We start from the raw sequence: 12877 nt of genomic DNA, 5'->3' as shown, positions 1-12877 counted from the left end.
TCTATTCCTCCTCGTTAACGGAAAAACTCTCCGTACGTCCATCCTCTGTAATAATTTGCGTAAGCTGTTCTTCAACACTTTTCAATTTATCATGGCAAAGTTTGGATAATTCCATTCCATCTTTATAGAAGATAATCGCCTCTTCTAATGGTACATCTCCTTCTTCTAGTTTTTCGACGATTTTTTCAAGTTTTGTCATTGCTTCTTCAAAAGTTAAATTTTCAGTTGTCACGTTTTTCGCTCTCCTTTATCCTATCCACCTTACAAATTAAACTCCCGTCAGTCAGCTGGATTTGGACCTGGTCATCTACCTTTACCTGGTCAATACTTTTCACAAGCCTGTTTTCCGCATTGTAAGCAAGACTATATCCACGTTCCATAATTTTTAAGGGACTTAAAGCTTGTAAGGTAGATATAACCCGTTTAAAATCTGTTTCCTTTTTGGTTAAGATTTGTTCCATGGAACGTTTCAACTCTTTTTGTACCCGCTCAGTCCGTACACTGGCTTCATGTAAAACTGCCTTTGGGTTTTTCTGCTGCAGACGTTTATAAAGTGTTTCATACTGATCTTTTTTTAACAAAGTAAGCCGTGAGGACCCGCGAACTAACAATTCAGTTAATTTATCAACCTGCTCTAATTTTTGTTCATAAAGCCTTTGCGGATAACGGAATGCATACGATTTTTGGGCTCTATATAAGCGTTCCTTTTCAAAACGGAATTTTTCCTGCATTACCCGGATCAGCCGTGTTTGCCGCTGAAGTATCCGTTCCATCAATTCATCTATGTGCGGAACAGCCAGTTCCGCTGCACCAGTCGGGGTAGGCGCACGTAAATCAGCGACAAAGTCAGCGATCGTAAAATCAGTTTCATGGCCGACAGCTGATATGATTGGGATGGTTGAATCATGGATTGCCCGTGCAACGAGCTCTTCGTTAAACGCCCATAATTCCTCAATAGATCCGCCTCCCCTTCCAACAATTAAAACATCAATATCTTTTCTTTTATTAGCTTTTTTAATTGCCTTTGCAATCGAAGGTGCCGCTTGATCTCCTTGAACAAGAACAGGAAAAACAAGAATATTGACAATCGGATATCGGCGTTTAATCGTTGTAATGACATCTCTAATTGCCGCTCCGGTAGGAGATGTAATCACACCGACTGTTTTTGGGAAAAGCGGCAGCGGCTTTTTCTTCTCAGGAGAAAATAACCCTTCTTCCCCAAGCCTTTGTTTTAATTGTTCATATGCTAAGAATAATTCCCCAATACCATCAGGCTGCATTTCTTTAATATAAATTTGATATTGTCCATTCGGTTCGAAGACTGTTATATCACCTTTAACAATTACTTTCATGCCGTTTTCCGGCTTAAATTTCATCGTTCGCGAACTGCTTGCAAACATAACAGCTTGGATGCGGGCCTTCTCATCCTTTAAAGTCAGATACATATGGCCGCTTGAATGTTGTTTAAAATTTGAGATTTCTCCTCTGACAGGAATATTACGAAGATGTGGGTCTGCATCAAATTTTCGTCTTATGTATTTGGTTAACGCATTTACAGATAAATAACGTTGTTCCTGCATAACTTCTCCTTCAATAAAAGCGTAAACGCCTTTGCAAGATAATGATAAGTGACTCAGTCCTTACTATTATATATTCAGCCTCCCATTTTGTCCGCCATAATAGTAATAATGGAGGCTTCATAATAAAGTAAAGTAAAACTTTCATCAGCGGAGGGGTTCCCGCCCCATCCCGCACTAATGGTCCTGTTCTACTGTCCCAAATTTAGACAAGTACAAAACCGATTTCTACTAAAAAATAATGAAGATAGGTTTTGCTTTATCTCACCAATCAGGGTTTTTACGTGCAGAAAAACCCCACTTACTTCCTGCTTTCACTAAGCCTTGAAGTGGGGGTCTTTTCTGTCAGTTCATTCTGGATAAGTGGCAAGAGCATATTAATTTTAGCGATTTATACTTTCAGCTGCTGATTTGACAGTATTGTACATCAGCATTGTAATCGTCATTGGGCCTACACCTTTTGGAACTGGGGTGATGTATCCAGCCTTCTCTTTAACTTCTTCAAAATCAACATCTCCACAAAGTTTACCAGCCTCGTTGCGGTTCATTCCAACATCAATGACAACTGCACCCTCTTTAATATGATCTGCTTTAATAAAATTAGCAATTCCTACAGCTGAAACAACAATATCCGCTTGTTTCGTGTATTGCTTTAAATCCTTAGTCTTAGAGTGGCAATAGGTTACAGTTGCATTATGATTCAGCATTAATTGACCGACAGGCTTACCGACTATATTACTTCTGCCGACTACAACGACATGTTTTCCCGCAGGTGAAATACCAGTTTCCTCAAGAAGCACCATAATTCCATATGGTGTACATGGAAGAAATGCATTTTGTCCAGTCATCATTCTGCCGATGTTTACTGGATGAAAGCCATCTACATCCTTTGATGGAGAAATAGATTCGATTACTTTTTTCTCATCAATATGTTTTGGAATTGGAAGCTGTACTAAAATGCCATGAATTTCAGAAGCATGATTCAATTCATCAATTTTTGCCAAAAGTTCTTCTTCAGAAACTTCCTCAGGCATTTCAATAAGAACAGAATGCATTCCAAGCTCTTGACATGCCTTTTGTTTATTTCTTACATATGTACGCGATGCGTCATTGTTCCCTACAAGAATAACAGCTAATCCTGGAACAACACCTTTTTCCTTGAGTTTTTCTACTTCTTTACCAATTTCTTGTCTTTTCTTTGCAGCAATTTCCTTACCATTAATTATTTCAGCGGTCATAGAAAGATCTCTCCCTTATATTTTATATTAACGTTTTTACCTTGGCTGCTGCTTTTCGCCCCACTACAAGAAGTCAACGGAGCATAGGCACCGCACCACTAAAGCACTCGCTTTTGAAGAAGACATAAGCCGCTCACGTGCGTTCAGGGGCCTCCCAGGCGCTTTCAGGGTATCCCCTTTCCTGTCTCCAGATGAAAACTGAAAAACTTTCTAGAAACTGAATCTGCTTACCTACGAAGGAAAGGCATTAGCTTTACAAGGTTCATGCCTTCTGCTCCAATTAATCACCGTAAAAAAATAATTATCTTAACAAATTCTAAATATTTTAAAGTTTTTGTTTCACTTTCGAAAGAACAGCATTAATAAATTTGCTAGATTGGTCATCCCCAAATATTTTAGCAATTTCAATTGCTTCATCCAGAATAACGTTTTTTGGAACCTCATCCTGTAAATACTGTAATTCGTAGACAGCTAATCTTAACAGGTTTCGGTCCACAGTGGCTAATCTATCAATGGACCATTTCTCCAGATTTCCGATAATTAAGTGGTCAATTTCAGCTTTATGTTCAACGACTCCCAATACAAGTTTCGATAAGTAATCATCTCCTGCTTCTCCATCCAAAACATGATCTAATGCCGAAGTTGGATCAGTGTTACTTACATCAATTTGAAAAAGAGCCTGTAAAGCTTTCTCTCTCGCTGTTCTTCTCTTCATATATTTTTTCTCCTTTTAAAATAGTTACACACATTATTGTCAATTTTTTATTATAATATAGTATTTAACAAAATGATAATAGCATAACTATTTTTCAGTTGCACCCTTTATCAGTAATTCAAAAATGTAAAAGCCAAAGGACCAATCCTTTGGCTTTTACATTTACACTTCTTCTTCAACAACCGGTTCTTCTTGTTTTTGAGTTTCGAATTGAACTCCAACAATATGAATGTTAACCTCTTCCGGATCTAAAGCTGTCATGTTTAGCAGGGCTTGACGAATGTTTTCCTGAATCTTACCAGCAATATTTGGAATTGATACCCCAAATTTCATTAAACAATACACATCAATGATAATGCCGGTTTCTGTCAGCTCCACTTTAACACCTTTACCATGGTTTTTCTTCCCTAATCGTTCCACTACACCTGTTGCAAAATTGCCGCGCATGCCAGATACACCATCTACTTCTGATGCTGCAATTCCAGCAATCACTTCAATCACCTCAGGGGCAATTTCAATTTTCCCATGACTGTTATTTTCCTGTTCCATTTCTAAAATGTTAAATTCACTCATCTGAACACCTCCAGTTTTTTTAAACTGACTTCATTATATCGTGTAATTCTAGAAACTTAGTATTGAAATTACCTTCCACAAAATCCTTGTTGTCAAGCAATCTTAAGTGAAAGGGTATCGTCGTATGAATTCCTTCAACAACAAACTCACTAAGTGCCCGTTTCATTCTGGAAATTGCCTCGTCTCTGGTGCTGCCATAAGCAATCACTTTAGCAATCATGGAATCGTAATATGGAGGAATGGTATACCCTGGGTACGCAGCGGAATCTACACGGACTCCAAGACCTCCTGGCGGTAAATACATTTTGATTTTTCCAGCTGACGGCATGAAATTCTTTTCGGGATTTTCCGCATTAATACGGCATTCAATAGCCCATCCGTTAAAAGTAACATCATCTTGTGTTAATGATAATTTTTCACCATTCGCTACATGAATCTGCTCTTTAATGAGATCTATTCCAGTTACCATTTCTGTTACCGGATGCTCAACTTGAATTCTTGTATTCATTTCCATGAAGTAAAATTTACGATTCCTATAGTCATATATAAATTCTACTGTTCCAGCACCTGAATAATCTACTGCCTTGGCAGCTTTAACAGCTGCATCACCCATTTCAGCACGAATTTCACCGTCAAGTGCAGGAGATGGAGTTTCTTCAAGCAGCTTTTGCAATCTTCGCTGGATGGAACAATCTCTTTCACCTAAATGGATTGCATTTCCATGATTATCTGCAAGAACTTGAATCTCAACATGACGGAAATCCTCTATATATTTTTCAATATAAACTCCAGGATTTCCAAAGGCTGTTAACGCCTCCTGCTGGGTAATATTAATCCCTTTTATTAATTCTTGTTCATTTTTGGCTACGCGGATTCCTTTACCGCCGCCACCTGCTGTTGCCTTAATGATAACCGGATATTCAATTTTTTTCACAAGATCAAGTGCCTCATCAATATCGTTTATAATACCCTGAGAACCAGGCACGATAGGGACGCCTGCTTGACGCATTGTTTCTCTTGCAATATCCTTTGTTCCCATTTTGGTAATGGCTTCCGGGCTTGGCCCTACAAATGTGATATTACATTCACGGCAAAGCTCTGCAAAATCAGCATTCTCTGCTAAGAAGCCATATCCCGGATGTATGGCATCACAAGCTGTTAGTTTAGCTACACTAATAATATTTGTAACGTTTAAATAACTATCCTTTGAAGAAGTAGGTCCAATACAGTAGGCTTCATCAGCCAGCTGGACATGAAGTGCTTCACGATCCGCTTCTGAATATACTGCAACAGACTCAATCCCCATTTCCCGGCAGGCACGAATTATCCTGACGGCAATTTCTCCCCTGTTTGCAATTAACAGTTTTTTTATCATCCTGTTTACCGCTCCTTATTCAGGCTTTACTAAAAATAAAGGCTGTCCGTATTCTACTAATTGTCCATTTTTAACGAGCACTTCTACAATTTCTCCGTTTACCTCAGCTTCAATTTCATTAAATAATTTCATTGCTTCAACGATACAAACAATTGAATCATTTGATACTTTAGAACCTACGGATACATAAACATCTGCATCTGGGCTTGGAGATGCATAGAAGGTTCCGACCATTGGTGAAGTAATTTTATGTAAATTTGCTGTGTCAGCTTCGACTGTCAGCTCAGCCTTGGGAGCCTCCTGTTTCACTTCTGCTGCAGGTGCTTGAGGTGCAGCAACTTGGACTGGAACTGGCTGATATTCAACTGGTGCTGCTGGGACGGCCTGCTGTACAGTTGGCACTGTTACGCTGCCCGCTTTCTTCATTTGGATTTTTGAACCTTCATTTTCATAAACAAATTCATCAATACTTGACTGATCTACTAATTTAATCAATTCACGAATTTCTTGTACTTTTAACATTAGGTTACACCCCTTTGTATCTACCTTTTTTATTACTAGCTAATAATACTATACGATAATACTTGATAAAAGTTCAATAATCTAATTTCACTTAGTCAAATCATCATTTGCATTACATATTTTTATTTTAATGTTTTTTTCCAAAAATGTGAAATGTAACAACCGATTTTTATCCATAGAAAAAAGGAAAGCATATCCGCTTTCCTTTTTTCTATCTAATTATTTTGACGGCTGGTATGCTACAGAAACAAAGGTAGCGTCATTCAATTCTTTTTTCACTTCAAGAATGATTTTATTCGCTTCTGTTGCTGATGGTTTTTTCTTTGATTTAACGGTTACTTTCACCTGCTCCCCTTCTGCACGAACAAGGGCATCATCATATCCCATCGTTTTAATCATCGTTTCAAGGACTTGTTCTTTATGAGCTGTTTCTGTCAATTGGTCCATTTGATCCTTAATTTTACTTTTTTCGTCCGCAGGAAGATTGGAGGCCATTTCTAATGTTAATTCTTCCTTCTGTTCGCTTCGCATATCATCCAATTTCATCCGTAATTCTTCAAATTCAGCATCGCCTGCAACCGATGAAATGACAGTCTTATCATCTGTTGCTGACTTTTCGGATTTTGCCTGCTTTTGATCTGCCTGATCTTTTGCTTTTTGCTCTACCGCAGCTAAATCACTTTTCTGCTGTTCAGGAGAAGTAATATAGTACACCGACAATACAACCACCAGACTCAACATTGTTAATAACCAAACTGTTTGTTTCTTTAATAGCATTCAAAACACCCCTTTTTATTTTTTAGGCATAACTGAGACACGATAGCTTGGAACATCCAAAACCCTTGTCACAGCTTCTTTTATCCATTTTTTTACTTCAATATTTTCTGCGCCCTTCGCTACAACCAGTACACCGCGGACTGATGGCTTTTTTGTTTCAACGACAATCGGCACCTCTTTTTCTCCGGCGCGGATGATCACAAGCTGTTCATCAGTTGAGACCTCCTGGACTTTTCGCTGTCCGCCGTCTCGATCCCCCTCTTCGGTTGTCTGTGTTTTCGTATTTGTATTTTTTTCTAATATTTTTCGGTCTGTTGAATCTATGTTGACTACGACAGTAACATCATCAACCCCAAGCATTTCTTCCAGGGCATTTTTAAGCTGTTTCTCATACTTTTCTTCATAAGCGGCGATTGTTTTATTTCCTGTTGATTTTTTCTGGCCGAATACCGCAACATCTTTATTCTGTTCCTTTTGTACAGCGGCAGCCGGAACGTCAGATGTGCTTGTCTTTGTCTTTAAAAAAATATTTCCAACAATCATGAAGGCTGCCCCAATCAATAATACCAGCAGCATATATTGGTATTTTCCTGGTTTCTTATTGTTTGTTTCGTCTTGTTTGAGCCGGCTTTTCAGCCATGAAAATGGACCTTTATTGTTATCCATTTTTGTTATGAACCCCCCCTTCAATCGAAACTTCCACTGTTTCTTCGTTTACATTCCATTTTTGCGATAGAAATGCGGCAATTTTTTCTGCTTCTTCTGTTGATTTTTGAGATGGAAGAGGTGTTTCTGTGTTAATAACGATTGGTTTAACCGCTTCGACTGTCTTCCCGCCTGTTTCCGGCTGCTTCAGAAGAACCATTACCTTTTGGAGGTTTTTCAACGTTGCTTGGTCACTATCCGCGTTCATTTCTACATCAATTTTTGCTATCTCCAATCCGTATTGCTTCATCAACTCCTCCTTAACGTCCTTTTTCAGGCTGCCAGCCAATTCTTCTAAAATATATGCATGTTGTGAGGCTTGTATTTCTTTTTTCTTTAAATCTATTAAATTTTTCATATTTTTTTCGTCAGTTCCTTGATCCAGCGGGATTGAAGTCATCGCTGACTCAAAATCCTTCGAGATTATTTTAAAGATAGGGGTCAGAATAATGGCAATTAACAGCAAACCCATTACCATTTTTGTGTATTTTTGCATGCTGGAATTGGGCAGCAGCATATCTATGACGGTTGCTAATAGAATAAATAAGATAATATTGGTTACCCACTCTGTAATAAAGTCCATTTTCATCCCCCTATCTCATCATCATTGTCAGATTACCAGCTGCTACAATGACGGTAATACTTAAGAAAAACATAAAAGAGACAATCCCAAGTGCTGCAAATACATAAATGACACTTTTGCTGATGATATCGAGGCATGTGATAATGGGTCCGCCCCCCAAAGGCTGTAAAATTGCCGCTGCAAATTTATAAATAAAGGAAATTAATAATATTTTGATAGCTGGAAAGGCCACGATAATCATTAAAATCGCCACTCCTGCAATCCCTACAGAATTTTTCAATAAAACAGAAGCACTTATTACCGTATCTGTAGCATCTGTAAACATTCTGCCTATCACGGGGATAAAGTTTCCGGTGATAAACTTTGCTGTCCTGATTGCCACACCGTCCGTCACTGCAGCTGATGCCCCCTGGACAGAAATAACACCTAGGAATACGGTAAGAAACAGCCCCATTAATCCAATGCTCCAGTTTCTTAATAAACCTGCTAATTGGGTTACTTTATATTGATCTGACATCGTACTGACGATACTCAGCAAGGTAGCCAAAAATAAAAGCGGGAGTATAACATACTGCATAAACATGCCGCTAATATTCATGAGAAACAATATAACCGGATGAAAAAACGCTGCCGACACTATTCCGCCGGATGCAGCAATTAATCCCAAAAGCAGAGGAATCAATGCTAATACAAACGAAATCATTGTACCAATTGCTTCATTTGTATAGCTGATAGCTACATGAAAACTATTCAAAGCAATAATGACCAAGACCATATAAATAATCGCATATGCCACTTTACTAATATTGCTTTTTTCAAAGGCATTTTGCATTGATTGCAAAAACATACTAAAGATTGCCAGCATGATTAAGGAACCCAATAATTTCCCATTTGCAACAAATTCATGGAAGGCAAACTTTAGGATTCCCTTTCCCCATTCTTTAAAAGAAAAGTGTTTGTCCCCACTAATAAAATCATAGAGACTCCCTTTTTGACTCTCTGGAAGAAAGCCGCCATATTTGTTGGTTATATCCTCCCAAAACTGTTTCAATTCTGTTAAATCTAATGATTCCAGCTGTGAATCAACGAGCTCCTGAGGTGAAAGTGGTGTTGTTGCTTCAGCATCTTCTTGGGACCCTTGGGCAGCCACTACATTTGGAATTGAGAAGAAAAAGATGAAAAGGACAATAATTGGTATCATCTGCAAACGGTGCTTCAATTTTTACACCCCATTTAGGACGGTATTAGCTCGGAATAAGTTTAATAATCGTTTCAATTAATACGGTAAGAATTGGAATCGCCATTGCTAGAATAATAACCTTTCCAGCCAATTCAATTTTTGATGCAATAGCTCCTTGACCCGCATCTTTTGTTATCTGTACTGCAAACTCAGCAATATAAGCAATCCCAATAATTTTAAGGATAGTTTCCACATACACAAGATTCACCTTGGCATTCACTGCCAGCCTTTCAAGCATGTGAATGATCTCAAAGATCTTGTCCACTAAAAAAAGAAAAATAACACAGCCGACGAACACAGTTAGAAGAAATGCAAAATTTGGTTTTTGCTCTTTTATAATTAAGGCTAGAAAGGTAGCAATAAGGGCAACTCCGACTATTTTTATAATTTCAATCGCAAAGCCCCCCCTTCTATTGGAATAAGAATACCGATTTTATTTTTTGGAAGAGGTCGTCCACTATGGAAGCTACTTGGAACAAGATATAAATAAACCCAAATAAGGTGACCCATTGGGCATATTCTTTCTTTCCAACTTGATCAAGAACTGTGTGTAAAAATGCCACCACAATACCTACTCCTGCAATTTTAAAAATAATATCCACTTCTAAACCCATTGCTTTTCCCCCTAAAATAATAAAATGATCAGTAATAAGCCTGTTAAAAACCCTAGGCTCTTCACCATTTTTTCGTATTTCATTTGTGCCTGAACGGCATTTGCTTCTTCTCTTTCAAGATGGGAAAGGGTCAGCATAATTTGTTTCTGCTGGGAAAAGCGGTCATGCCGGCCTAGAGTTTCACCAAACTGCTTCATTATTTCGAACTCACCCTTTTTTAAAGCAGTCGACTTCCAAACCTCTCGTAAACTTGTTTCCCAAGCTTCTTTTACGGTTGTTTCCGTATTGGTCAGCTTTCGTGCAAAACTGTCAAAAAATCCTGAGAGCGGCTTTGAAAGCTGTGCAGAAAGTCTTCTTGCGGCTTCATGCAATGGGGTATGACCATACATTATTTCTGCTTCCAGTGATTGTAAAGCAGATCTTAAATAACGAAGCTGCTGCGGCCGATCGCTAAAGCGCCTTGAGGCTTCAAATCCAATGACAGTGGTGGCAACTAGTATGAATATGGCACCTATAAGCTTAACCATCTATGTCACACTCACTTTTTCCTTTATTTCTCTTCCACACTCATCTAAAATATGGACAATTGTTCCAGGTCCTGACTTCCTGCTTAGAACAATATATCGTTCAAAAATTCTCTGCTGAACAATATTTTGTAAAGATGGCCGTTTACTAATTTCCTCCAAGCTGGATCCATGTGTTGTCATAAATAATTGAATACCCGCATGAACGGCCTCTTGAATGGCTTCAGCATCTTCTCTATTTCCAATTTCATCAACTACAAGTATTTCTGGACTCATGGATCGAATCATCATCATCATGCCTTCCGCCTTTGGACAAGCATCTAACACATCTACCCTTACACCAAAGGTCAATTGCGGCACACCGTTTATACTGCCGGCAATCTCACTGCGCTCATCAACAATCCCAACCTTTTTGGCTTGAATTCTGATTTTTTCACTGCCAGTGGAAATAATTCTCGCAATATCGCGTAATAAAGTTGTTTTTCCAGTTTGCGGTGGCCCGATTACCATTGTATTCTTCCATTTTTTCTGGAAAATGTAGGGAATAACAGGCTCAGCGATCCCTATTTTTTCTCTGGCAATTCGAATATTAAAAGAAGAGATATCCCGGATTGCCTTAACTTTGCCATATTCCAAAATCACCTTCCCGGCCAATCCAATTCGATGACCGCCCGAAACAGTGATGTAACCGCGTTTAAGTTCTTCCTCAAGAGTGTAAATGGAGAATTGACTGATTTTATTCATTAAATGAAAAGCATCTTCCGGCTGTATGATGTATGGCAGGAATACCGGCTCTCCTTTCGTTGTTACTTCAATTGGCCGATTAATACGGATACGAATTTCTTCCAGTTCTTTCATAAGAGAAGGAGGGATATTATTCATTTGATCAGCAATGGTTTTAGGCAAAAAGTTCAAAATGGTTTCTTCCACTTCATTTTCCTCCCCGTCATGCCTGTCTCATTAATTAAAATGTATGCCTGAAGAGACACAATATGACTTTCATATTTACAAAAAAATAGTTTTAATCTACCTTTTCTTTCATTTTTACTAGAAGAATCATTAAAAAGTAGAATATCCCCATGAGGAACATTTTCTATCAAGCAATCGTAGATTATAGAAGCATACTAGTAAGGGAGGATGCTCATGTTTCATTACCGGCCTCAATACAGACAGACAAATCCAGAGTGGTTTGTTATGAAAGTGAAGGGAGAGGGAGAAATAGCAGCAAAGCCAGACTCCGCTTCCATAAACCTTGGCATTATTACCGAAGGCAAGGAATTGGAAGCTGTCCAAAAACAAAATTCACAGAATAGCAAAAATGTTATAGACTCCCTCATATCCCAAGGCGTTCATCACGAGCAATTGAAAACCTTTGATTATCGTATAGAATCGGATTACGACTATGTTGAAGGAAAACAAATTTTCAGGGGGTATAAGGTTTCCCATATTTTGCAAGTAAAATTGGAGGATTTGTCTATTGTTGGAAAAGTGGTGGACTATGCCGTTCAAAGCGGCGTGAATTATGTGTCAAATGTACAATTTTCAGTTAAACAGAAAGACCCATATTATAGAAAAGCTTTAATTTCAGCCATTGAGGATTCCTTAGAAAAAGCAAAGACAATGGCAGCTTCACTAAAGGTATATTTGGTACCAACCCCTCGTTTAATCGTGGAAGGAGAAACAACTTTTCAGCCATTCTCCCACCAGCCGGAAACCTTTGTTAAAGGAATCAGCTCCACTCAATTCGAGCCTGGTCAAATCCTAATAAAGGCAAATATACTGGCAGAATTTCATTACAGAACAATATAAAATCAGTCAAATAAAAAGCCTTAATCCGCTTTAATCACGGGTTAAGGCTTTTTCCAAAATCTTATGCTCTTGATACGTAAGTACCTTCAGTTGTGTTAATAATTAATTTATCTCCAATATTTACGAAGAATGGAACTTGAACAATAAGTCCAGTTTCAAGAGTTGCAGGTTTTGATCCGCCTGTAGCAGTATCTCCTTTAATTCCTGGTTCTGTTTCTGTTACTTCTAATACAACAGTATTTGGCAGTTCCACACCTAGAGTTTCGCCTTGATACATCATAATATGAACTTCCATGTTTTCTTTTAAAAACTTTAATTCATATTCAATGCTTTCTGCAGGAAGTTCCACTTGTTCATAGGATTCCATATCCATGAATACATGCTGGTCACCGCTTGCGTATAAATATTGCATTTTACGGTTATCAATTTGTGCCTTCTCTACCTTTTCACCAGCACGGAAAGTTTTCTCCTGGATAGCACCATTGCGAAGATTGCGCAGTTTAGAGCGAACAAATGCAGCACCTTTCCCAGGTTTTACGTGTTGGAAATCTAAGACGCGCCAGATACCGCCGTCTACCTCAATTGTTAGTCCTGTACGAAAATCGTTAACAGAAATCATGCAAAA

Annotated in this window: 17 protein-coding genes; 1 reads left to right on the top strand and 16 read right to left on the bottom strand. The window is 38.4% G+C overall.

Annotated features, from left to right (window positions below):
- Position 1: 1 nt before the first annotated feature.
- From M3183_RS01030 to spoIIIAA, 15 genes are all read right to left on the bottom strand, one after another.
- The gene (locus M3183_RS01030) at positions 2-232 is read right to left on the bottom strand and encodes an exodeoxyribonuclease VII small subunit (RefSeq protein ID WP_311315337.1); all 231 of its coding nucleotides are present in this window, start codon (positions 230-232) and stop codon (positions 2-4) included.
- Positions 222-1580, bottom strand: a complete 1359-nt coding sequence (gene xseA, locus M3183_RS01025; protein WP_251465521.1) for an exodeoxyribonuclease VII large subunit — start codon at positions 1578-1580, stop codon at positions 222-224. The genes M3183_RS01030 and xseA overlap by 11 nt, the downstream gene beginning before the upstream one ends.
- Before the next feature lie 380 nt (positions 1581-1960).
- Entirely contained in the window at positions 1961-2815 is an 855-nt protein-coding gene (gene folD / locus M3183_RS01020) for a bifunctional methylenetetrahydrofolate dehydrogenase/methenyltetrahydrofolate cyclohydrolase FolD (protein WP_251465517.1), read from the bottom strand.
- A 325-nt stretch (positions 2816-3140) separates the two neighbouring features.
- Positions 3141-3530 (bottom strand): transcription antitermination factor NusB, encoded by a 390-nt coding sequence (gene nusB / locus M3183_RS01015; RefSeq protein ID WP_251465516.1) that lies wholly within the window; start codon positions 3528-3530, stop codon positions 3141-3143.
- Between the two features lie 162 nt (positions 3531-3692).
- On the bottom strand, positions 3693-4103 hold the full coding sequence (locus M3183_RS01010; RefSeq protein WP_251465515.1) for an Asp23/Gls24 family envelope stress response protein: 411 nt from the start codon (positions 4101-4103) through the stop codon (positions 3693-3695).
- 19 nt (positions 4104-4122) lie between these two features.
- On the bottom strand, positions 4123-5478 hold the full coding sequence (gene accC, locus M3183_RS01005; protein ID WP_251465514.1) for an acetyl-CoA carboxylase biotin carboxylase subunit: 1356 nt from the start codon (positions 5476-5478) through the stop codon (positions 4123-4125).
- 15 nt (positions 5479-5493) lie between these two features.
- The gene (gene accB, locus M3183_RS01000) at positions 5494-6000 is read right to left on the bottom strand and encodes an acetyl-CoA carboxylase biotin carboxyl carrier protein (RefSeq protein ID WP_251465513.1); all 507 of its coding nucleotides are present in this window, start codon (positions 5998-6000) and stop codon (positions 5494-5496) included.
- Between the two features lie 219 nt (positions 6001-6219).
- Positions 6220-6777 (bottom strand): SpoIIIAH-like family protein, encoded by a 558-nt coding sequence (locus M3183_RS00995; RefSeq protein ID WP_251465512.1) that lies wholly within the window; start codon positions 6775-6777, stop codon positions 6220-6222.
- Positions 6778-6792: 15 nt separating this feature from the next.
- A complete protein-coding gene (gene spoIIIAG / locus M3183_RS00990; RefSeq protein ID WP_251465508.1) occupies positions 6793-7443 on the bottom strand; it encodes a stage III sporulation protein AG in 651 nt (216 codons plus the stop codon).
- Complete coding sequence (gene spoIIIAF, locus M3183_RS00985; protein WP_251465506.1) at positions 7436-8065, bottom strand: stage III sporulation protein AF; 630 nt, start codon at positions 8063-8065, stop codon at positions 7436-7438. Before spoIIIAF ends, spoIIIAG begins: the two co-directional genes overlap by 8 nt.
- Positions 8066-8075: 10 nt before the next feature.
- Positions 8076-9266, bottom strand: coding sequence for a stage III sporulation protein AE (spoIIIAE, locus tag M3183_RS00980; RefSeq protein WP_396953691.1), 1191 nt, complete (start codon positions 9264-9266; stop codon positions 8076-8078).
- A gap of 43 nt (positions 9267-9309) precedes the next feature.
- On the bottom strand, positions 9310-9690 hold the full coding sequence (spoIIIAD, locus tag M3183_RS00975; RefSeq protein ID WP_251466238.1) for a stage III sporulation protein AD: 381 nt from the start codon (positions 9688-9690) through the stop codon (positions 9310-9312).
- A gap of 25 nt (positions 9691-9715) precedes the next feature.
- Positions 9716-9919 (bottom strand): stage III sporulation protein AC, encoded by a 204-nt coding sequence (gene spoIIIAC / locus M3183_RS00970; protein ID WP_007084610.1) that lies wholly within the window; start codon positions 9917-9919, stop codon positions 9716-9718.
- An 11-nt stretch (positions 9920-9930) separates the two neighbouring features.
- Positions 9931-10446, bottom strand: coding sequence for a stage III sporulation protein SpoIIIAB (gene spoIIIAB / locus M3183_RS00965; RefSeq protein ID WP_251465503.1), 516 nt, complete (start codon positions 10444-10446; stop codon positions 9931-9933).
- On the bottom strand, positions 10447-11373 hold the full coding sequence (gene spoIIIAA / locus M3183_RS00960; protein ID WP_311315336.1) for a stage III sporulation protein AA: 927 nt from the start codon (positions 11371-11373) through the stop codon (positions 10447-10449). It lies immediately after the preceding gene.
- 213 nt (positions 11374-11586) lie between these two features.
- On the opposite strand from spoIIIAA, the gene M3183_RS00955 reads away from it, so the two are divergent.
- Complete coding sequence (locus M3183_RS00955; RefSeq protein WP_251465502.1) at positions 11587-12252, top strand: SIMPL domain-containing protein; 666 nt, start codon at positions 11587-11589, stop codon at positions 12250-12252.
- A gap of 61 nt (positions 12253-12313) precedes the next feature.
- Here the strand turns inward: M3183_RS00955 and efp are convergent, their stop codons facing one another.
- The gene (gene efp, locus M3183_RS00950) at positions 12314-12871 is read right to left on the bottom strand and encodes an elongation factor P (RefSeq protein WP_251465500.1); all 558 of its coding nucleotides are present in this window, start codon (positions 12869-12871) and stop codon (positions 12314-12316) included.
- Positions 12872-12877 lie beyond the last annotated feature (6 nt).

Source organism: Neobacillus mesonae (genome assembly GCF_023715155.1).
GTDB classification, from domain to species: domain Bacteria; phylum Bacillota; class Bacilli; order Bacillales; family Cytobacillaceae; genus Neobacillus; species Neobacillus mesonae_A.
Note: the sequence above shows the minus strand (reverse complement) of the source record. Positions and strands in the feature narration are given on the sequence as shown.